Raw genomic sequence first — 19,704 nt, forward strand, 5'->3', positions numbered from 1 at the left:
CGACTGCCGACCGCTTGGGAAGATGCCGCCACCGACTTTGTTGTGTCAACCGCCGAATTCGCCGATCAGGCGGAATCCGTGGATTCTCCGGTCGGTGAGGTGGTGATCGGTCCGGCGACCAGGTCGCGGGACCGATCGGCGACAGCCATTGCGGCCAGCGCGGTGGTCAGCGGGACGGCCGCGATGATCCCGAGACTTCCGACCAGACCTCGGACGACTTCCACCGCCACCACCTCGGTACTGAGCAGGTAGCCCGTCGAGACCCCGCCGATCGCGAACACCATCAGGATCGGCAGCGCCGCCCCCGCGTAGGCGAGCACCAGCGTGTTCACCACCGAGGCCACGTGCGCACGCCCGATCCGCAGACCGGCGCCGATCAGCTCTGCCCGACCGGCCTCCGGATTGGCCGCCGACAGCTCCCAGACCGCGCTGGCCTGGGTCACCGTCACGTCGTCGAGCACCCCTAGAGACCCGATCACGATGCCCGCCACGAGCAATCCGGTCAGGTCGAGGTCAGGCACGTAGGCCTTCACCGCCGAGGCGCCTTCGCCGGCCAGCCCCGAGAAGGCGCTCACCTTGACGAACCCCCATCCCAGCAGGGCCGTCAGCCCCAGCGCGGCGATCGTCCCGGCCAGCGCCACCGACGACTGCGCGTTGATCCCATGGGTCAGATAGAGCGCTATGACCATGATCACCGAGCCGCCGACCACCGCCACCAGCAGCGGGTTCGAGCCCTTCAGGATGGCCGGCAGGATGAACTGCGTCAGCGTCAGCGCCGTCACCGCCAGGGCTCCCAGTGCGGCGACCCCTCGCCATCGCGACAGCGCGATGACCGCGATCCCGAAGACCACGGCCAGCGCGGCCAGCGGGATCGACCGGTCGTGATCGACGTACTGGTACCGGCTCTCCATCGGCGCGTCCTTCTGGACGCCGAGGATCAGCCGGTCACCGGCCTCGATCGGCACCGCCGCGTTCTTTCCCTTGGGCACCTCGACCGGCACCTCGAGGCCCTTGTCCGCTCCGGGCGCGCTCCGCAGCTTGACCGTCGCCTCGTCACAGTCGGCCGGAGTCTCCGGACACGGCGCGAGCGACACGACCGTACCGCTGGCGCCGGTCTGCTCGGCGGCGGCGATCTTCATGTCGCCACCCGGCCACATCACCGCCATGGCGATCAGCGCGGCCGTGATCAGCGGGATCAGCACCGCGGCGACCACTATCCGGACGCGGCGGGCGACCACCGCGTCGGCGTCCACGACCGAGGTGTCCACCACCGAGTCGCCGTGCCCATGTCCGTGCCCGTGACCCTGCGGAATTTCGAGCCGGCGCCCGCGGTTCGACCTGGTGTCGGCGCGCCGCCGTCCTACGGGCCGCTTGGCCATACGTCAACTCCCTGTTTTGACAACCATCCCCAGTTAAATGAAAATGATTGTCATGAGATCTAGTACGCGTGCAGTCGTCGCCGGGCTCGCCGCCCTGACAGTGGTCACTCTGGCAGGTTGCGGTGACAACAACGCCGCCGGTGGATCCGACGGCAAGCTCGACGTGGTCGCTTCGTTCTACCCGCTCGAGTTCATCGCCCGGTCAGTGGGGGGCGACGCGGTGAACGTCACCACCCTGACCGCCCCCGGCGTCGAGCCGCACGACCTGGAGCTGACGCCGAAGCAGGTCGGCACCATCTCGGGCGCCAAACTCGTCGTCTTCGAGAAGGGTCTGCAGCCGGCCGTCGACGAGGCCGTCGACCAGAACGCCAAGGAAGCCGGCTTCGACGTCGCGCCCGCCGCCAAGCTGGAGGACACCGGCGCCGACTTCGAGGAGCACGAGGAGGGCGAGGCGCACGACGAACCGGCCGCCACCGTGACCCCCGCGGCGTACGTCGCACCGGCCGCGCACGCCAGCGGCGAGCTCGACCCGCACTTCTGGCTGGACCCGGTCCGGTACGCCGGGGTCGTCCAGGCCGTCACCGACAAGCTGGTGTCGGTCGACCCGGACCACGCCGACGGCTACAAGCAGCGCGCCGCCACCCTGCTCGGCGACGTCGGCAAGCTCGACACCGAGTTCAGGACCGGGCTCGCCAACTGCAAACTGAAGACGTTCGTGACGAGTCATGAGGCCTTCGCCTACCTCGCGAAGCGGTACGGTCTGACGATGGTCGGCATCGCCGGAGTGACCCCGGACGCCGAGCCGACCCCGTCGCGGATCAAGGAGGTCCAGGAGATCGTGCGCAAGCAGCAAGTCACCACGATCTTCTACGAGGAGCTCGTCAGCCCGAAGGTGGCCGAGTCGATCGCCCGCGACGTCAAGGTCAAGACCGCGGTCCTGAGCCCGATCGAGGGCCTGTCGGACGCGAACTCCCAGGAGACCTACCTCTCGCTGATGCGCGAGAATCTGCAGGAGCTCCGGAAGGCGAACAGCTGCGCGTGACACCACCAGACCACCAACCGCCGGCCGTCCAGGTCACCGATCTCTCGGTGGACCTGGGCGGTCGTCTCGTGCTGCGAGGCGTCGACCTGTCGATCCGGCAGGGCGAGGTCGTCGCGGTGCTCGGCACCAACGGCTCGGGCAAGTCCACTCTGATCCGCACCGCGGTCGGCCTGCTGCCGGCGGCCCGGGGCACGGTCGAACTCTTCGGTACGCCGGTGCCGCGGTTCCGGCAGTGGAGCCGCATCGGATACGTACCGCAGCGGATCACCGCCGCGGGCGGCGTACCGGCGACGGTGGCTGAGGTCGTCACCTCCGGACTGCTCTCGAAGCGGCGGCTGTTCCGGCCGTTGAAGGCGGCTGACCGGGCGGCCGTCGACGAGGCGCTGGAGATCGTCGACATGGCCGACCGGCGCAAGGACGCCGTCGCCGAACTGTCCGGTGGTCAGCAGCAGCGCGTACTGATCGCCCGCGCGCTCGTGTCGGACCCCGAACTGCTGATCCTGGACGAACCGACCGCCGGCGTCGACCTGGCCAGCCAGGCGATCTTCGCCGACGCGATCAGGGAACGGGTCGCGCGCGGCACGACCGTCGTGATGGTCAGCCACGACCTCGGCCCGATGGACGCGCTGATCGACCGCTCCGTCGTACTGCGCCGCGGCCGGATCGTGTACGACGGCCCGCCGCACGCCTCGCAGACGCACGCCCACGTCCACCCGCACGGGTCCATCGAAGACGAGCCGGGGTGGCTGTCATGACGTTGTTCGAGCTGGAGTTCATGCAGCGGGCGTTGATCGCCGGGCTGCTCACCGGCCTGTCCGCTCCCGCGATCGGCACGTACCTCGTCCAGCGACGCCTGTCCCTGATGGGTGACGGCATCGGCCACATCGCGATCACCGGCGTCGCACTGGGTCTCCTGACCGGTACTGCGCCAGTACTGACCGCGATCGTGGTCGCCATCGTCGGCGCCTGCGCCATCGAGCTGGTCAGGGCCCGCGGGAAGGCCAGTGGAGACGTAGCACTCGCCCTGCTGTTCTACGGCGGCATTGCGGGCGGCGTACTGCTCATCGGCCTGGCAGGGCAAGGCGCAGCGACTCTGAACACCTACCTGTTCGGTTCGCTGACCACTGTCTCCCCTGCCGATCTGTACGTCGTGGTCGGGCTGGCGGTGACCGTCCTGGTGGTCGCGATCGGGCTTGGGCCGCAGCTGTTCGCCGTGTGTCAGGACGAGGAGTTCGCGCGCGTCACCGGTCTGCGGGTGCAGCTACTGAACCTGCTGATCGCGGTGATGGCCGCCGTGACCGTCACGGTCGCGATGCGCACTGTCGGCTTGCTGCTGGTCAGTGCGCTGATGGTGGTTCCAGTGGCTACTGCTCAGCAGTTCACGCGGTCGTTCCGCAGTACGTTCGTCACTGCTTGTGCGATCGGCGTCACTGCCTGTCTGGCCGGCATCATCACGTCCTACAACGCGGATGTCGCGCCGGGCGCGACCATCGTCGTACTGGCGCTGGCGGGCTTCATCGTCGCCGCGATCGCCGGCACCCTGCTCCGCCGCCGCCGAGGCGCCCTTGCGCCGCTGGCCGACGAGGAGCCCGAGTTCGGCCTGCCTGCCCCGGAACCCCACGTGGTCAGCACTTCGCACCAGCACGCCCATGACCCGAAGTGCGGTCATCCCAAGATCGAGCACGGCGACCACGTCGACTATGTTCACGACGGTCATCTGCATGCCGCACACGGGGACCACTGGGATGAACACTAAGTTGTTGACTTCTGAGAGAATTGGGCGGGTTGCCGCGGAAATCACGGTGACCGGATGACAGGAGGAACGGTGGCCATCGGAACACGCTCGACCCGTCAGCGCGCGGCGGTCGCGTCCGCGCTCGACAACCTCGACGACTTCCGGACGGCCCAGGAGATCCACCAGGAGCTCCGGGGCGCGGGTGAGGCCGTCGGTCTGACCACGGTCTACCGCACCCTGCAGGCCCTCGCCGACTCGCGTGAAGTCGACGTGCTGCGCACCGCGGACGGCGAAACGGCGTACCGGCGGTGCTCGAAGGGTCACCACCATCACCTGGTCTGCCGCAACTGCGGCCGGACCGTCGAGGTGGAGGGCCCGGCCGTCGAGCGCTGGGCGGACAAGGTCGCCGCCGAGCACGGCTACGCCGACATCAGCCACACGCTGGAGATCTTCGGCACCTGCGCCGACTGCCAGAAGCCCGCCTGACCCAGGCGGACCGCCACCACACACCAACCACCGCTGCCGGCCCGCAGAACAGCTCACTCGAGCGGGCGGTCACAGCGCGAGATGAGGTTGGTGTGTGATGGCGGTCCGGGCCGTCAGGTGATGTTGCCGATCTCGGCGCCGATGGTGGTGGTGTCGCCGTGGCCGGTGTGCACCACGACCGCCGGCGGCAGGCTGAGCAGCCTGGTCTCGATCGAGTTCAGGATGGTCGGCTTGTCGGAGTACGAGCGACCGGTCGCGCCGGGGCCGCCGTGGAAGAGCGTGTCGCCGGTGAAGACCGCGCCCAGGTCCGCCGCGTAGAGGCACATGCTGCCGGGACTGTGGCCGGGAGTGTGGATCGCGACCAGCGTCGTACCGGCGACCTCGAAGGTCGAACCGTCGGCGAGCTCGTGATCCGGAGCGACGTCGTACTGCGTGTCCCACAGCATCCGGTCGGCCGGGTTGAGCCAGATCGGCGCCTTGGTGGCCGCAGCGAAGTCCCGGGCGGCGTTGATGTGGTCGTTGTGACCGTGGGTGCAGACCAGCGCCACCACGCGACGGCCGCCGACCGCCTCGACGATCGCGTCGGCGGAGTGGGCCGCGTCGACGACGAGCACCTCCTCGTCGTCACCCACCAGCCAGACGTTGTTGTCGACGTCCCAGTCGCCGCCGTCCAGGCTGAAGGTGCCGGACGTGATCACGCGCTCGATCCGGGCCGCCATCAGAACACCACCACCGAACGCAGCACGTCGCCGTGGTGCATCTTGGCGAAGGCCGCCTCGACCTCGTCCAGCGCGATCGTCTCCGACACGAACCGCTCCAGCGGCAACCGGCCCTGCAGGTGCAGGTCGATCAGCAGCGGGAAGTCCCGGCTCGGCAGGCAGTCGCCGTACCAGCTGGACTTGAGCGAACCACCCCGGCCGAAGAAGTCGATCAGCGGCATCTCCAGCGTCATCTCCGGCGTCGGTACGCCGACCAGCACCACCGTGCCGGCCAGGTCCCGCGCGTAGAAGGCCTGCTTCCAGGTCTCCGGACGGCCGACCGCGTCGATCACCACGTCGGCGCCAAAGCCGCCGGTCAGCTCCTGGACCGCCGCGACGACCCCGTCGTGGTCGAGGTCCTTGGAGTTGATCGTGTGCGTCGCGCCGAGCTCCCGCGCCACGTCGAGCTTGCGCTGGTCGATGTCCAGCGCGATCACCCGGGCGGCTCCGGCCAGCCGTGCGCCGACGACGGACGCCGTACCGACTCCGCCGCAGCCGATCACCGCGACGGTGTCGCCACGGCCGACGTTGCCGGTGTTCACCGCGGCACCGAGGCCGGCCATCACGCCGCAGCCGAGCAGACCGGCCACCTCGGCCTTCGCGTCCGGGTCGACCTTGGTGCACTGACCGGCCGCGACCAGGGTCTTCTCGGCGAACGCGCCGATGCCGAGCGCGGGTGACAGCTCGGTGCCGTCGGCAAGGGTCATCTTCTGCTGGGCGTTGTGCGTGTTGAAGCAGTACCACGGGCGACCGCGCAGGCAGGCGCGGCAGTTGCCGCAGACCGCCCGCCAGTTCAGGACGACGAAGTCGCCGGGCTGGACCTCGGTGACGCCCTCACCGACGGACTCGACGATGCCGGCCGCCTCGTGGCCGAGCAGGAACGGGAACTCGTCGTTGATGCCGCCCTCGCGGTAGTGCAGGTCGGTATGGCAGACGCCGCAGGCCTGCACCTTCACGACCGCCTCGCCGGGGCCGGGGTCGGGGATGGTGATCTCTTCGATGGTTACTGGTGCGCCCTTGCTGAGGGCGACGACTCCACGCACGGTCTGACTCATGCGCCCGACGCTATCCAAGGACCGACAGGGAGTACAGCTCCGTGTCCCCCGGTCGGTGGACAACCGGTCCGCCGTCCGGTGCTCCCCGGCGGCGCGCGGAAAAGCGAGAGTCGGGACATGACACAGACAGACCTCGCGATCCGGGTCCGCGGACTCGTGAAGCGCTACCCGGGCAAGGTCGCCGTGGCCGGCGTCGACCTCGACATCCATCGCGGTGAGGTGTTCGCCCTGCTGGGCCCGAACGGCGCGGGCAAGACCACGACCACGGAGGTGCTGGAGGGGTACCGCCGTGCGGACGAGGGCGAGGTCAGGGTGCTGGGGGCGGACCCGGCCCGGGGCGACCGGCTGTGGCGCAGCCGGATCGGGATCGTACTGCAGAGCTCCCGGGACGAGGCCGAGTCGACGGTGGCCGAGCTGGTCAGTCACTACGCCGGCTACTACCCGAACCCGCGGGATCCCGACGAGGTGATCGCCGCGGTCGGGCTGACGGACAAGCGCAAGGCCAGACCGCGCAAGCTGTCCGGCGGCCAGCGCCGCCGCCTCGACGTCGCCCTCGGCGTGGTCGGCAACCCGGAGCTGCTGTTCCTGGACGAGCCGACCACCGGGTTCGACCCCGAGGCGCGCCGGCAGTTCTGGACGCTGATCGAGGGACTGCGCACCGACGGTACGACGATCCTGCTGACCACCCACTACCTGGACGAGGCCGAACAACTGGCCGACCGGGTCGGGGTGATCGCCGACGGCCGGATGATCGAGGTCGGTACGCCGGAAACCCTCGGTGGTCGCGGCGCCCGGACCGCGCGGGTCACCTGGACCGACGCCGACGGCCCGCAGGAGCTGCGCACCGACCGGCCGGCCGCCGAGGTCGCGGCGCTGCTGGCCCGCTTCGGGGGCGAGGTACCGGAGCTCGAAGTCCGGCGGCCGAGCCTGGAAGACATCTATCTGGAGCTGATCAGCAGCGCTGGTGCCACCGCCGTTGCTGGTGCCGCCGCTGACCTTGCCGCCGCCGACGCGATCGAAGCCGGAGCCGGAGCCCTCTGATGGTCACCACCGACACCACCCCGACCACCAGGCCGCTGCCGTCGACGCTGTCGCTGAGTTTGGCCCGGACCAGACTCGAGGTCCGCGAGTTCTTCCGGGAGAAGGAGGCGCTGATCTTCACCTTCTTCTTCCCGATCGTCTTCCTCGGCATCTTCTCCGCCGTCTTCGGCGACGGCGACTTCGGCAACGGCGTCAACGCCGCCACCTACTTCACGCCCGGGATGATCGCCTCCGGCATCTTCCTGAGCAGCTTCCAGTCGCTGGCGATGAGCATCGCGCTGGAGCGTGACATGGGCCTGCTGAAGCGGCTCCGCGGTACGCCGATGCCGCCGCAGGCCTACTTCGCCGGCAAGATCGGGCTGGTCCTGGTCACCTCGATCGCGCAGATCGTGCTGCTGCTGGGCATCTCCGGGCTGCTGCTCGGTGTCGACCTGCCGACCGAGCCGGCCCGCTGGCTCGACTTCGGGTGGATCTTCGTCCTCGGTACGGCGTCGGGATCGGTGCTCGGGATCGCGTTCAGCGTCGTCCCGAAGTCGGGCAAGGCGGCCTCCGCGGTCGTCACCCCGGTGGTCCTGCTGCTGCAGTTCATCTCCGGCGTCTACTTCGTCTACAGCAGCCTGCCGGAGTGGATGCGCGGGGTCGCCTCGGTCTTCCCGCTCAAGTGGCTCGCCCAGGGCATGCGGTCGGTGTTCCTGCCGGCCGGGTTCGAGGTGAACGAGCCGGCCGGGTCCTGGCAGCTCGGCACCGGCGCGATCGTGCTGACGGTGTGGCTGGTGGTGGGGCTGATCGTCGCCCAGCGGGTGTTCCGGTGGACCCGGCAAGACGCCGGCTGATGTCCGGTCCGCGGTACTCCGGCGGCGCCGCGGGCGCGATGAGTGTCCGGCGGCGGTTCTGGAGGAGGATGGTGCGCATGGAGCTCTCCCACGGCCGGGCCGAAGCGCCGGTCTGGATGCGCACCCTGGTCGGCTGGCACGTCGTCTTCTACGGCATGCTCGCCGTCATCGTGCTCGCCGCGCTGCTCTCCCCGGACCTGACCGGCGGGCGGCAGATTGCCTACCTGAGCCTGCTCGGGGTGCTGGCCGTGGCCTACCGGCTGCTGGCGATGCCCGCGATGGTCTCCCGCAGCCGATGGCAGTCCCAGCTCTACCGGTGGCTGATGATCGTCTGCGTCAGCGCGGCCGTCGGGCTCTACCCGCAGTCGGTCTTCATCCTGTTCATCGTCTCGCCGCAGATCTGGTTGCTGAGCGACCGCACGTGGGACGCCGTACCGCTCAGCGTCCTGCTGCTGTTCACGGTCGGCACGGCTCAGCTGTGGGCGGCGGGATGGTCGGTCGACGCCTTCTGGAACATCCTGCCGTGGATGGTGATCAGCCTGGTCGTCAGCCTGCTGCTCGGCATCTGGATCGATCGGGTGATCAGCCAGAGCGAGCAGCGGGCCGAGCTGATCGAGCAACTGGAGGCGGCCCGCGACGAGCTGGCCGAGGCGCATCACACGGCCGGAGTGATGGCCGAGCGGGAGCGGATGGCGCGCGAGATCCACGACACGCTCGCCCAGGGCATGACCAGCATCGTGATGCTCTCGCAGACGGCGGCCGTCGAGCTGACTCGCGGTGCGGTGGATCCGGTCGCCACGCGGCTGGCGGCGATCGAGGACACGGCGCGGGAGAATCTGGCCGAGGCGCGGGCGTTGGTGGCGGCGTTCACTCCGGTGGCGTTGAGCGGGGCGACGCTGGCCGAGGTACTGCGGCGGCAGGGTGAGCGGTTCGCGGCGGAGACCGGCGTGGACGTCCAGGTGTCGCTGGACATGGGTGACGACGAGGTAGCGGCGCTGCCACAGGGGCAGCAGGTGGTGTTGCTGCGGGCTGCGCAGGAGTCGCTCGCCAACGTGCGCAAGCACGCCGGAGCGACTCGGGTGCGGATCCGGCTGGGGCTGTCGGCCGACGGAGTGGCGATCGAGATCAGCGACGACGGGTCCGGCTTCTCACCCGGTACCTCGTCCGGTGGCTACGGTCTGGCCGCGATGCGCGGGCGGGTCGAGGAGTCCGGCGGCACGGTGTCGGTGGACAGCGCGCCGGGCCGGGGTACGCGGGTGCAGGTGCTGATTCCGGCGACAGGGCAGGAAGGGTGACGATGGTTCGCGTACTGGTGGTGGACGACCATCCGGTGGTCCGGTCGGGGCTGATCGGGATGCTCGCGGTGACCGACGACATCGAGGTGGTCGGCGAGGCCGGTGACGGCGAGAAGGCGCTCGCACTGGTCGAGTCGACCCGGCCGGACGTCGTCCTGATGGATCTGCGGATGCCGCGTCGCGACGGGGTCTCGGCGACCGGGGCGATCGTCGCGGGATATCCGGAGACGAAGGTGCTGGTGCTGACGACGTACGACACGGACGCCGACATCCTGCACGCCGTCGAGGCCGGGGCCGCGGGCTACCTGCTCAAGGACACACCGCACGCCGAACTGCTGGACGGAATCCGCGCCGCCTCTCGCGGCGAGACCGTGCTGGCGCCACCGGTCGCCGCACGCCTGATGTCTCGTCTCCGTACGCCGCCCGCGCCCGCCGCCGTGCAGCCGTCGCCGCGCGAGCTCGAGGTGCTCGCGGCGGTCGCTCGCGGCCTGAGCAACGCGGAGATCGGCCGCGAACTGTTCATCGGCGAGGCCACCGTGAAGACCCACCTGCAGCGCCTCTTCACCAAACTGGACGTGGACGACCGCACTCACGCCGTCACCGTCGCCATCGAACGCGGGCTGCTTCCCTCGCCCCGCCGCTGAGCCGCGCCCGTCCTACCGCTCGGGGGTGTTCTGGCGGTCGGGGCCGCCGGCGTGGCCGCGGTACGCGGTCTCGGCCGAGCCTGCCGACGTCCGCTGACCGATCGGCGGGTTGAACCCGACCCGGGCGAGCCGGTCGAGCTCGACGGCATCGCGTTGCGCCTGGTTCGCCACCGGACCCGCCTCGTCGAACCCTTCGCGCAGGTTCCGCAGCTCCGACTTCGCCTGCTGGACGTTCTGCTCCGCCGACCGCCCGGTGCTGGCGACGCTCGACGAGGTCAGGTCCTGCAGATTCCCGTTCCGCGCCTGGTCGACCATCGGCTCGACGTTGCCCTGGGCAACGGCGAACTTCCGGGACACCTGCTCCACCTGCCGCCCGGCGGTCCGAACTGCCGCGTCGAGCGTGTCCAGCCGCTGCCTCAGGCCGGCCGTCACCTCACTGCGCTGCTCCGGAACCTGGGTGAGCTCGTCCAGCGACCGGCGACCCTCCGTCAGCCGATCACGGGTCTGGTCCAGCTGGGAGCGCACGTCGCCGATCAGCTCCTCGCCCTGCCCGAGCCGGCGGTACACGTCGGACGCGTGGTCCTGGGCATCGCGCAGGAACCGCGCCGGGTCGTCGGACCGGCCCGCCAGGCTGCCGCTGTAGTTCAGCTCTTCGACGCTGCCCTCGATCTGACGCGTCACCTGACCGAGATCCTCGGCAGCGTTGGCCGCCCTGGTCAACGAACCCCGCGCCTCCTGGATCGACTGCGCGACGTGATCGGCCAGCTCAGCGGCCCGCTGGGCGCTCATCGGGTCTCCCGCGGCTCATCGCCGGGCGCTGCGGCCAGTTGGTCGTCGTCGGCGAGCGCCTGGCGCAGGAGCGCGCTGACGTCCTCGATCTCGGCCCGGGCCTCCCGCAGGTTCTGGTAGGCGGTCTGTCCGTCCACCACCGGTACCTGCTGCTCCGGCGACTGCTGCTGATCCACGGTCGATAACTCCTTCTGGCGACGAACCACTGGTCGACTCGCGAGCCTAGACCTCGCCAGGCTCACGGGTGGTACGACGTACCGGGTGGGCGGTCGGCTCCCACCGGTACGGCGTACCGGCTGTCAGGCCGGTTCGACCTGGTTGGGAACGGCACCGCCGTAGCGGCGGTCGCGCTCGGCGTAGAGCTCGATCGCGCGCCAGAGGTCCCGGCGGTCGAAGTCTGGCCAGAGGGTGTCGAGGAAGACCATCTCGGCGTACGCGAGCTGCCAGACCAGGAAGTTGGAGGTGCGCTGCTCCCCCGACGACCGGACGAACAGGTCGACCGGCGGGATGTCGGGGTGGTAGAGGTGTCGCGCGATCGTCTTCTCGGTGATCCGGTCGGGCCGGAGCCGGCCGGCCGCGACCTCCGCCGCGATCGACTTCATCGCGTCCGCGATCTCCGCCTGGCCGCCGTAGTTCACGCAGAACTGGAGCGTGATGGTGTCGTTGTCCTTGGTCCGCTCCTGCGCGTACTCGAGCTCGTCGATCACGCTCTTCCACAACCGCGGCCGCCGCCCGGACCACACCACCCGCACGCCCATCGCGTCCAGTTCGTCACGCCGGCGGTGGATCACGTCGCGGTTGAACCCCATCAGGAACCGGACCTCCTCCGGAGACCGGGCCCAGTTCTCGGTCGAGAACGCGTACGCCGAGATGTACTTCACCCCGATGTCGATCCCGCCCCGGATCACGTCGAGCAGCGACGACTCGCCCGCCTTGTGCCCCTCGGTCCGCGGCTGGTTGCGGGCCTTCGCCCAGCGCCCGTTGCCGTCCATCACGATCGCCACGTGGTTCGGCACCAGTTCCGGCGGAATCGCCGGCGGCCGGGCTCCCGACGGGTGCGGCTCCGGAGCAACCACCTCTCCCCGCGTACCCCGCTCCACCCGACCCCGGCGACGACCAATTGGCGACATACCCAGATCCTCCCAAACCCGCCGCGCCGCGCGACCACCGCCCGGCGCGCGACTCAGGCTTCCGCGGGCAGGTCGAGCTGGGCGGCTTGCGTCGAGAGGTCCAGGTGGCGGAGGGAACGCAGGCGGTCGAGGTGGTAGGTGGTGAAGGCGGAGACGAGGGTGGAGGCTTCGCGGCGGGTTCGCGGGTCGGTGCGTTCCGCGGTGGGCCAGTCGCCGGTGAGCAGGGCTGCCAGCAGGTTGACCGTGACGGGCGCGGGCATCGCGGAGGCGGGTGGGCGGCAGGTGGCGCAGACCATCCCGCCGGCGGCGGGGTTGAAGGCGCGGTGCGGGCCTTGCTCGCCGCACTTCGCGCAGTCGTCGAAGGACGGCGCATAACCGGAGATCGCCAGCGAACGGAGCAGGAACGAGTCCAGGATCAGGCCGGGAGTGCGCTCGCCGACCGAGAGCACGCGGAGGGCGCCGGCCAGCAGCAAGTGCTGCTGGGTGGCGGGTTCCTTCTCCTCGACGACCAGCCGATCGGCGGTCTCGAGCAGCACGGTGCCGGTGGTGTAGCGGGCGTAGTCGCTGACGATGCCCAGCCCGTACGGCGCGATCGAGACCGCCTGGGTGACCACGTCGAGGCTGCGGCCGGTCGCGAGCTGCAGGTCGACGTGGCTGAACGGTTCGAGCTGGGCGCCGAACCGGGACGACGTCCGCCGGACACCCTTCGCGACCGCGCGGATCTTGCCGTGCCCCCGGGTCAGGAGCGTGGCGATCCGATCGGCTTCGCCCAGCTTCTGGACCCGGAGCACGATCGCTTCGTCACGGTAGAGCGGCACCTGGACAGTGTCTCAGGTCCCGCCGACACACCGCCGTCAGCTCTTGGCCAGGTGCTCCGCGAGGCCGATCGGCGCCCGCCCGGTGAGGTCCCGCACCGCGCTGCTCACCCCGCTCAGCTCACCACTGGCGATCGCCGCGTACGACGTCACCCAGCCGGCGACCTCCCACGGCGCCGCCCCGAACCCCTCGCGCGACCGGTAGGCCTCGTCGAGCGTCTCGGCCTCGTACCGGATCGGCCGCCCCCACGCCTCGCTCATCAACCCGGCCGCCTCGGTCAGCGTGAACGCCTCCGGCCCGGTCAGGTCGTACGTCGCGCCCGAGTGCTCGGCCGACCTCAGCACGGCAGCGGCGACCTCGGCCACGTCGTCCCGGGCCACCGCGGCCACCCGCCCGTCCCCGGCCGGCCCGCGGATCACCCCGTCCTCACCGACGAACCCGGGCACGAAGTCGAGGTACAGGTTGTCCCGCAGGAACGTGAACTCCACCCCGGTGCCGCGCAGATGCTCCTCGGTGTGCCAGTGATCGCGCGCGAAGGTGAAGGTCGCGGCCGCCGAGGCACCGACGAACGACGTGTACACGATCCGCCGTACGCCGGCCGCCACCGCCGCGTCGACAGTTGCCGTATGCAAGGACACCCGATCCGCCGATTCAGTTGCACTCAGCAACAAAAGCGTCGTCACCCCGTCCAGCGCGTTCAGCAGCGCCGGTCCCTCCCCGTACGCCGCCTGCGCCACCTCCGCACCGGGCAGCTCGGGCGCCCGCGCCGGATCCCGGACGATCAGCCGCTGCGGCACGCCGTCCACAGCCAGGCGCCGAGCGACCCGCGATCCGAGCTGACCGGTGGCCCCGGTCACGCCGATCACTTGCCCACCTGGTTCATCCCGCTCGGGGCGTACCGGTCCCCCGACACCGCGTCCGGCGGGAACGCCGCATCCAGCGCGGCCAGCTCCTCGGCGGTCAGCGAAACGTCGACGGCGCCGAGGTTCTCGGCCAGGTACTTCCGCCGCTTGGTGCCCGGGATCGGCACGACGTCGTTGCCTTGCGCAAGCAACCAGGCCAGCGCGAGCTGACTCGGCAGCACTCCCTTCTCCGCGGCCAGGGTCCGCACCTTGGCGACCAGGTCGAGGTTGCGCTGGAAGTTCTCGCCACTGAACCGCGGCAGCCCGCGCCGCATGTCGTCGGGCTCGAAGTCGTCGGGCGAGGTGATCTGCCCGGTCAGGAAGCCGCGGCCCAGCGGGCTGAACGGCACGAACCCGATCCCCAGCTCCCGCAGCGTCGGCAGTACGCCGGTCTCCGGGTCCCGCGTCCACAGCGACCACTCGCTCTGCACCGCGCTGATCGGGTGCACCGCATGCGCTGCCCGCACGGTCTCGCCCGAGACCTCCGACAGGCCGAGGTAGCGGACCTTGCCGGCCTGGACCGCGGCGGCCATCGCCCCCACGGTCTCCTCGATCGGCACCTCGGGATCGCGCCGGTGCAGGTACCACAGGTCCACCGAGTCCACGCCGAGCCGGCGCAGCGAAGCATCGATGGCAGCCGCCGCGTACTCCGGTCTGCCGTTCACCACAGTAGGCGTCGCCTGATCGGAGGCCGACCGCTGGAACCCGAACTTGGTGGCCAGCACCACCTCGTCACGGCGCCCGGCCAGGGCACGCCCGACCAGTTCCTCGTTCGCTCCGTCGCCGTACACGTCGGCGGTGTCGATGAAGGTGCAGCCCGCGTCGATCGCGGCGTGCACGGTGGCGATCGACTCCGCCTCGTCACCCTGGACGCCGTACGACTGGGACATCCCCATGCAGCCGAGGCCGAGGCTGGAAACGGTCAGTTCTCCGAGCTGGGATTCACGCATGCACCGAACCTACCGCCGGACCGGCCGGTCGTGCTGGAGGGGCACGGCCGGCGAGACCCGGACACCATCGGTAGCCGGCCGTTGCCGTTCCGCAGCGGCGCCGGCGCCAGAGGTGACGACTCTGTGTCATTTGGCCGCCGACCGGCTGTGAAGACCCCGAGATCCGTATCTTCGGCCAGAACCAAGCGATTTCCCGGCGGCTAGGGGTGGCCACTGATGTTTCTGCGGCAGGCTCTGCGGTACCGATGGTCCCAGATGCTCGTCCTGGCAGGGGTGAGCGTGCTGATCGGTACCTGCGCGGCGTTCGCTCCGTGGTTCTCCCGCGCCGTCGAGCAGACGGTGACGACCGAGACCCTGGACAACCAGTGGCTTTCGGCCGCCTGGCAACTGGAGGGGACACCGCCGCCGGCCGTCGGCGGGCCGGCCACGGCACCCCCGCCCGAGGAGCTGGCTCAGCTCGTCCCGGCCGACCTGCAACCGCTGTTCAGCCCACCCTCGCTGGGCATGACAGTGCCGGTCGACTGGGGCCCACAGGGCAAGAAGGTGAACATCCAGGGCAGGCTGCTCTGGCGCGACGGCTACTGCGACCGGCTGGTGATGACCGCGGGCCGCTGTCCCGGTGCCGCGAACGAGATCGTCCTCTCGACCGCGGACCTGAAGAACTTCGGCGCCGGCATCGGCGCCACTCTGAAGGCGAACTCCAGCAACTACGCCGGCGGCGGCACCCTTCGCGTCGTCGGCATCTACCAGGCCGACGACGCGGACGACTACTGGTACGGCCGTGGCCCCACGGGCCATTCGAGGCAGGCCAGCGAGACGCGCCCTGCCGTTTCCGACTATCTGCTCACCGGCCGCGACACCCTGGCGAAGGGCTGGGGTGCTCGCTCGACCTTGGACACCCGTCCGCTGGCCGGCAGGATCCGGGTCGACAACCTGGACCGCCTTCGCCACGTCACCGACGACGCCGACGCGCGAGCGGCCGACCTCCGTCTGACCGCCAGTAACACCTCCGGTCTGGTCGGCCTGATCGACGGCATCGAGGTAGAACGCCGCCAGGCAGCGACGATCATCCCGCTGGTGATGGTGCAGGTCGCGTTGTTCGGCGTCGTCGTACTGGCTCTCGCGCTGGCTGCCGTGGTCGACCAACGCCGCCCGGAGCTCGCGGTCTCCCGTCTGCGGGGATCCGGCGCTCGACGGTCCGGCCGGGCGCTGGCCGGGGAGCTGGCCGTTCCGGTTCTGATCGGCACCCTGGCAGGCCTCTTGGTGGGCTTCGGCGTGATGATGATCGTCCGCAGTACCTGGTTGAACGGCGGAGCTCCATTGGAGCTGCCCTGGACAGTCCTGGCCGCGGTCGCGCTGGCGGCCGCCGTCGGACTCGCCGTGGTGGCCTGGTCGGTACGGACCGTCGTCCGGCAGCCGATCTCCACCCTGCTCCGGCGGATCGCCCCGCGCCGCCGCGGCCGGACGGTCGGCCTGATCGACATCGTCGTCATCGTCGTTGCCTCGGCCGGCTTGATCGGTGCCCTGACCGGCGGCGGCCGTGGCCCCCTGCCGGTCCTGACGCCGAGCCTGCTGGCACTCGCGGTCGGGTTGTCGTTCGCGCACCTGCTGCTGCCGGCCTCCGGCCTGATCAGTCGCCGTGCGTTGCGCGGCGGTCGGCTCGGTCTTGCGCTGGGCGCGCTCCAGGTTGCCCGCCGCCCCGCCGTGACTCGCATCGTCGCCGTGGTCGCCGTCGCGACCGCCCTGGTGAGCTTCGCCGGTCAGGCCTCGTCCGTCGCCGACCGCAACCGGGACTACCGGGCCGGCTACGAGATCGGCGCCGAGGGAGTGCTGGCGATGGAGGTCAACACCTTCAGGGACTTCACCTCGGCGGTCGACCGGATCGACAAGGATCGCAACTGGCTGACCCCGGTGGTGCTGTCCTACCCCTCGAACACCGGCGGCCTGCGGGCCCTGATGATCGAGCCGGACAGCTTCCGGCGGATCGCCTTCCACGGCGACCAGCTCACCGACGACGAGGGGTTCGGCAAGCTCGGCGCTCCGACCTCGCCGCCCGCGGTACAGCTGCGAGGCAAGCGGCTGACGATCAGGGCAACGCCCGGCGAGCTGGCGCCGTACTCGCGGCCCACGCTGGACGGCGAGATGATCGAGCCCCCACCGCCGGCCAGGTCGGTCGTCCTGCAGGCGACGGTCTTCAGCCTGCGGACCGGATCGCGGTACGTCGTCCAGTTCGCTCCGCTGAAGCTGGTCCCGGGTAAACCGGTCGAGGTCAGCACCGAGATCGACTGCGCGCAGTCCTGCGAGCTGATCCGGCTGGGCGTCGTGCGTGAACTCGGCGACACGGCCGGACTGCGTGGCAAGGTCACCATCGACAACGTCTCGACCGAGACCCAGCCGACCGTTCCGCTCGGTAGGGCGGCTGACTGGCAGACCACCCAGCGGCTGGGCGGTGACGCGGCGCAGGGCAGCATCGTGGCGGCGGACGGACCGCCGAACGGTCTGGTCCTGGACGTCACCACCATGGGCGCCGAACTCAATCTCCAGACCAGCCGGATCCCGGCTGAGCTGCCGGCCCTGGTGACACCGGACCACACGGTCAGTGAGGCGCAGACCGTCCCCGGCCTGGACGGCATCGGGATCGGGATCGAGAAGCTCGACCGGCTGCGCAGCTCGGTCCCCCGCTATACCGAGCACACCTCCGTGGTCGATCAGGAGAGTGTGCGCCGGCTGGGCGGCAGCGTGGCCGACACGAGTACCGACTTCGAGATCTGGCTGAACGCGGAAGGCCTGGCGAACTCCGGCGAGATCATCGCGGGGCTCGCGAAGTCGGGCATCAGCGCCACCGTCGTCGACCGGCGCTCGGAACGGGTCGGCACCTACGGCCGCTCGGCCAGCGCCCTCGCGCTCCAGCTCACGCCGGTGATCGGGGTGGCCGGGTGGGCGCTGGCGATCATCGTGCTGCTGCTGATGATCGTCACCTCGTGGCGCTCCCGGGCCCAGGACTACGCGAGCCTGCGGATCACCGGCGTACCGGCTTCGACGACGGGACATGCCGCGCGCTGGGAGCAGACGGGTCCGGTCGCGCTGGCGGCGTTGCTCGGTTCGGCCTGCGGCGTGCTCGGCGCGTACGTCGCGCTGCCGATGATCCCGTTGTTCGCGCCGACCTCCCAACCGTCCCCGATCCCGCTCGACCTGGCCGTCAACTGGCCCGTCGCGCTGACTCTCACGCTGGCCAGTACGGCGATCATGGCCGCGACCACCCTGCTGCTCGGCACCGGCGTCAACCGCCGGGCCGGCTACGCCCGGATCCGGGAGGAACTGTGATGACCGGTCTCGCGATCAAGACGTCCGGCCTGGTGCACATCTATCGCAGCCAGGGGCACGACGTCGCGGCCCTGTCCGGCATCGGGATCAGCGTCCGGGCGGGCGAGCTGGTCGGCCTGCTCGGTCCGTCCGGCGCCGGCAAGTCCACCCTGCTGCAGTTGTGCGGTGGTCTGCTGACCCCGAGCGCCGGGCGGCTGCAGATCGGCGATCACCACGTCGCCGGGATGACCGAGGCCGAGCTGGACCGGATGCGCGCGGGTGACGTCGGCATCGTCCTGCAGGGCGCCGGCCGCAACCTGATCCCGTACCTCACGCCTGAGGACAACGTTCGGTACGCACAGCGCGCCGCCGTCCGCGGCCGGTCGTTGCCCACTCCGCGGGAGGTGCTGGAGCTCGTTGGCCTGAGCAACCACTATCGGACTCCGCTGGAGCGGCTCACACCCGGCCAGATCCAGCTCTGCGCGGTCGCCGTCGGGATCGCTACCTTCCCCGGACTGCTGCTCGCCGACGAACCGACCAGCCAGCTCGACCACCGGGCGCGGGACGAAGTACTGGCGGCCATCTCGACGGTCAACAAGGCGACCGGGATGACCGTGCTGCTGATCACCCACGACCCCGAGGTGGCCGCCGTACTGCCGCGGACGATCACCATCAAGGACGGCCGGATCGCGTCGGAGGGCCGCGCGGGCGAGGAGTTCGCGGTGGTCGCGACCGACGGCTCGTTGCCGCTGCCTCCGCATATCGCGGAACTGCTGCCACCGGGGACGTTGGTGCGGGTCACCACCACCGAGGACGGCGAGGTCCGGCTGACGCCGATCGAGCAGGAGGACGAGGCATGATCACGGTCACCAACCTCACCGTCGCGTACGACGACCTGGTCGCGGTCGCGGACGTCTCGCTGCGGGTGCCGCCCGGTTGTGTGCTGGCGGTCAGCGGTCCCTCCGGCGCCGGCAAGAGTTCGTTGCTCTGGGCAATCGCCGGAGCGGTGATGGCGAAGTCGGGCACGGTCGAGGTCGACGGGCTGGAGATCATGGACCGGCCCGCGGCCGCGGCGCACGGCGTCGTCCTGATCCCGCAGGGCAACGGGCTGGCGCGGGTGCTGACGGCGCGGGAGAACCTGGCGATGCCGTTGCTCGCGGAGCGAAAGCTGCCCAGCGACGAGGACGAACGAGCGGAGACGTTGGAGTCGATCGACGACACCATCCTGGCAGCGCTCACCGCCGTCGGACTGGAGGAGAGCGGCGACCATCTGGTCGAGGAGTTGTCCGGTGGCGAGCAGCAGCGGGTGGCGGTGGCGCGCGGGCTGGCCCAACGCGGCAAGGTGATCCTCGCCGACGAGTCGACCAGCGAGCTCGACAGCGCCAACCGGGAACGCGTGCTCGAACTGCTGCGCGCGGAAGCAGACCGGGGTGCGGCGGTCATCATCGCCACCCACGACCCGAGCGTCGCGGCCGGCGCCGACGGGCACGCCCTGATGGACGAGGGCCGCCTGACCTGGGAGCGCCGGCTGTAACTTTCGGAGTAC

At 70.4% G+C, this 19,704-nt stretch carries 20 protein-coding genes; 11 read left to right on the forward strand and 9 right to left on the reverse strand.

The features are described 5' to 3' along the window. Positions 1-65 precede the first annotated feature (65 nt). Positions 66-1,379 (reverse strand): YibE/F family protein, encoded by a 1,314-nt coding sequence (locus OX958_RS24250; RefSeq protein WP_270131641.1) that lies wholly within the window; start codon positions 1,377-1,379, stop codon positions 66-68. Positions 1,380-1,431: 52 nt separating this feature from the next. On the opposite strand from OX958_RS24250, the gene OX958_RS24255 reads away from it, so the two are divergent. From OX958_RS24255 to OX958_RS24270, 4 genes are all read left to right on the forward strand, one after another. After that, positions 1,432-2,421: a metal ABC transporter substrate-binding protein gene (locus OX958_RS24255; RefSeq protein ID WP_270131643.1), complete on the forward strand. Its 990-nt coding sequence runs from the start codon at positions 1,432-1,434 to the stop codon at positions 2,419-2,421. Continuing rightward, complete coding sequence (locus OX958_RS24260; RefSeq protein ID WP_270131644.1) at positions 2,418-3,176, forward strand: metal ABC transporter ATP-binding protein; 759 nt, start codon at positions 2,418-2,420, stop codon at positions 3,174-3,176. Before OX958_RS24255 ends, OX958_RS24260 begins: the two co-directional genes overlap by 4 nt. Continuing rightward, on the forward strand, positions 3,173-4,177 hold the full coding sequence (locus OX958_RS24265) for a metal ABC transporter permease (RefSeq protein ID WP_270131645.1): 1,005 nt from the start codon (positions 3,173-3,175) through the stop codon (positions 4,175-4,177). Before OX958_RS24260 ends, OX958_RS24265 begins: the two co-directional genes overlap by 4 nt. A 69-nt stretch (positions 4,178-4,246) precedes the next feature. Continuing rightward, on the forward strand, positions 4,247-4,642 hold the full coding sequence (locus OX958_RS24270) for a Fur family transcriptional regulator (RefSeq protein ID WP_270131646.1): 396 nt from the start codon (positions 4,247-4,249) through the stop codon (positions 4,640-4,642). A 113-nt stretch (positions 4,643-4,755) separates the two neighbouring features. On the opposite strand, the gene OX958_RS24275 is transcribed toward OX958_RS24270, so the two are convergent. Together OX958_RS24275 and OX958_RS24280 are read right to left on the reverse strand one after the other, a co-directional pair. Then, complete coding sequence (locus OX958_RS24275) at positions 4,756-5,361, reverse strand: MBL fold metallo-hydrolase (protein ID WP_270131647.1); 606 nt, start codon at positions 5,359-5,361, stop codon at positions 4,756-4,758. Then, positions 5,361-6,455: an S-(hydroxymethyl)mycothiol dehydrogenase gene (locus OX958_RS24280; RefSeq protein WP_270131648.1), complete on the reverse strand. Its 1,095-nt coding sequence runs from the start codon at positions 6,453-6,455 to the stop codon at positions 5,361-5,363. Before OX958_RS24280 ends, OX958_RS24275 begins: the two co-directional genes overlap by 1 nt. Before the next feature lie 117 nt (positions 6,456-6,572). Here OX958_RS24280 and OX958_RS24285 point away from each other — a divergent pair, with 117 nt between their 5' ends. The 4 genes from OX958_RS24285 (at position 6,573) to OX958_RS24300 (ending at position 10,268) form a co-directional block, all read left to right on the forward strand. Continuing rightward, positions 6,573-7,496, forward strand: a complete 924-nt coding sequence (locus OX958_RS24285; RefSeq protein ID WP_270131650.1) for an ABC transporter ATP-binding protein — start codon at positions 6,573-6,575, stop codon at positions 7,494-7,496. Further along, positions 7,496-8,329, forward strand: coding sequence for an ABC transporter permease (locus OX958_RS24290; protein ID WP_270131651.1), 834 nt, complete (start codon positions 7,496-7,498; stop codon positions 8,327-8,329). Before OX958_RS24285 ends, OX958_RS24290 begins: the two co-directional genes overlap by 1 nt. Before the next feature lie 77 nt (positions 8,330-8,406). Continuing rightward, complete coding sequence (locus OX958_RS24295) at positions 8,407-9,624, forward strand: sensor histidine kinase (protein WP_270131652.1); 1,218 nt, start codon at positions 8,407-8,409, stop codon at positions 9,622-9,624. Between the two features lie 2 nt (positions 9,625-9,626). Then, positions 9,627-10,268 carry a response regulator gene (locus OX958_RS24300; protein ID WP_270131653.1) on the forward strand — a complete coding sequence of 214 codons (642 nt, stop codon included), beginning with the start codon at positions 9,627-9,629 and terminating at the stop codon, positions 10,266-10,268. Between the two features lie 12 nt (positions 10,269-10,280). Here the strand turns inward: OX958_RS24300 and OX958_RS24305 are convergent, their stop codons facing one another. The 6 genes from OX958_RS24305 to OX958_RS24330 all read right to left on the reverse strand — a co-directional run bounded on the left by OX958_RS24305 (position 10,281) and on the right by OX958_RS24330 (position 14,855). Continuing rightward, a complete protein-coding gene (locus tag OX958_RS24305) occupies positions 10,281-11,057 on the reverse strand; it encodes a hypothetical protein (protein ID WP_270131654.1) in 777 nt (258 codons plus the stop codon). Then, positions 11,054-11,233 (reverse strand): hypothetical protein, encoded by a 180-nt coding sequence (locus OX958_RS24310; RefSeq protein ID WP_270131656.1) that lies wholly within the window; start codon positions 11,231-11,233, stop codon positions 11,054-11,056. The genes OX958_RS24305 and OX958_RS24310 overlap by 4 nt, the downstream gene beginning before the upstream one ends. 123 nt (positions 11,234-11,356) lie before the next feature. Continuing rightward, positions 11,357-12,187 carry an isoprenyl transferase gene (locus OX958_RS24315; protein ID WP_270131657.1) on the reverse strand — a complete coding sequence of 277 codons (831 nt, stop codon included), beginning with the start codon at positions 12,185-12,187 and terminating at the stop codon, positions 11,357-11,359. 53 nt (positions 12,188-12,240) lie between these two features. Beyond that, entirely contained in the window at positions 12,241-13,005 is a 765-nt protein-coding gene (recO, locus tag OX958_RS24320) for a DNA repair protein RecO (RefSeq protein ID WP_270131658.1), read from the reverse strand. 36 nt (positions 13,006-13,041) lie between these two features. Continuing rightward, entirely contained in the window at positions 13,042-13,869 is an 828-nt protein-coding gene (locus tag OX958_RS24325; protein WP_270131659.1) for an SDR family oxidoreductase, read from the reverse strand. Next, positions 13,866-14,855: an aldo/keto reductase gene (locus tag OX958_RS24330; RefSeq protein WP_270131661.1), complete on the reverse strand. Its 990-nt coding sequence runs from the start codon at positions 14,853-14,855 to the stop codon at positions 13,866-13,868. Before OX958_RS24330 ends, OX958_RS24325 begins: the two co-directional genes overlap by 4 nt. A 216-nt stretch (positions 14,856-15,071) precedes the next feature. Between OX958_RS24330 and OX958_RS24335 the strand changes: the two genes are divergently transcribed. Genes OX958_RS24335 through OX958_RS24345 form a run of 3 tightly spaced genes read left to right on the forward strand, consistent with a single transcriptional unit; the run spans position 15,072 to position 19,692 of the window. Further along, the gene (locus tag OX958_RS24335) at positions 15,072-18,179 is read left to right on the forward strand and encodes an FtsX-like permease family protein (protein ID WP_270131663.1); all 3,108 of its coding nucleotides are present in this window, start codon (positions 15,072-15,074) and stop codon (positions 18,177-18,179) included. Beyond that, entirely contained in the window at positions 18,179-19,018 is an 840-nt protein-coding gene (locus OX958_RS24340; RefSeq protein WP_270131665.1) for an ABC transporter ATP-binding protein, read from the forward strand. The genes OX958_RS24335 and OX958_RS24340 overlap by 1 nt, the downstream gene beginning before the upstream one ends. Continuing rightward, a complete protein-coding gene (locus OX958_RS24345) occupies positions 19,015-19,692 on the forward strand; it encodes an ABC transporter ATP-binding protein (RefSeq protein ID WP_270131666.1) in 678 nt (225 codons plus the stop codon). Before OX958_RS24340 ends, OX958_RS24345 begins: the two co-directional genes overlap by 4 nt. The last annotated feature ends 12 nt before the right edge of the window (positions 19,693-19,704 follow it).

Origin of the sequence: Kribbella sp. CA-293567 (genome assembly GCF_027627575.1) — a bacterium.
GTDB lineage: Bacteria > Actinomycetota > Actinomycetes > Propionibacteriales > Kribbellaceae > Kribbella.

Bases quoted from the DNA above. Each gene is read 5' to 3' on its own strand.
- OX958_RS24335 (WP_270131663.1), top strand. From the start codon at position 15,072: ATGTTTCTGCGGCAGGCTCTGCGGTACCGATGGTCCCAGATGCTCGTC.
- OX958_RS24250 (WP_270131641.1), bottom strand. From the start codon at position 1,379: ATGGCCAAGCGGCCCGTAGGACGGCGGCGCGCCGACACCAGGTCGAAC.
- OX958_RS24265 (WP_270131645.1), top strand. From the start codon at position 3,173: ATGACGTTGTTCGAGCTGGAGTTCATGCAGCGGGCGTTGATCGCCGGG.
- OX958_RS24305 (WP_270131654.1), bottom strand. From the start codon at position 11,057: ATGAGCGCCCAGCGGGCCGCTGAGCTGGCCGATCACGTCGCGCAGTCG.
- OX958_RS24315 (WP_270131657.1), bottom strand. From the start codon at position 12,187: ATGTCGCCAATTGGTCGTCGCCGGGGTCGGGTGGAGCGGGGTACGCGG.
- OX958_RS24340 (WP_270131665.1), top strand. From the start codon at position 18,179: ATGACCGGTCTCGCGATCAAGACGTCCGGCCTGGTGCACATCTATCGC.
- OX958_RS24275 (WP_270131647.1), bottom strand. From the start codon at position 5,361: ATGGCGGCCCGGATCGAGCGCGTGATCACGTCCGGCACCTTCAGCCTG.
- OX958_RS24255 (WP_270131643.1), top strand. From the start codon at position 1,432: ATGAGATCTAGTACGCGTGCAGTCGTCGCCGGGCTCGCCGCCCTGACA.
- OX958_RS24330 (WP_270131661.1), bottom strand. From the start codon at position 14,855: ATGCGTGAATCCCAGCTCGGAGAACTGACCGTTTCCAGCCTCGGCCTC.
- OX958_RS24295 (WP_270131652.1), top strand. From the start codon at position 8,407: ATGGAGCTCTCCCACGGCCGGGCCGAAGCGCCGGTCTGGATGCGCACC.
- OX958_RS24300 (WP_270131653.1), top strand. From the start codon at position 9,627: ATGGTTCGCGTACTGGTGGTGGACGACCATCCGGTGGTCCGGTCGGGG.
- OX958_RS24285 (WP_270131650.1), top strand. From the start codon at position 6,573: ATGACACAGACAGACCTCGCGATCCGGGTCCGCGGACTCGTGAAGCGC.
- OX958_RS24345 (WP_270131666.1), top strand. From the start codon at position 19,015: ATGATCACGGTCACCAACCTCACCGTCGCGTACGACGACCTGGTCGCG.
- OX958_RS24280 (WP_270131648.1), bottom strand. From the start codon at position 6,455: ATGAGTCAGACCGTGCGTGGAGTCGTCGCCCTCAGCAAGGGCGCACCA.
- OX958_RS24290 (WP_270131651.1), top strand. From the start codon at position 7,496: ATGGTCACCACCGACACCACCCCGACCACCAGGCCGCTGCCGTCGACG.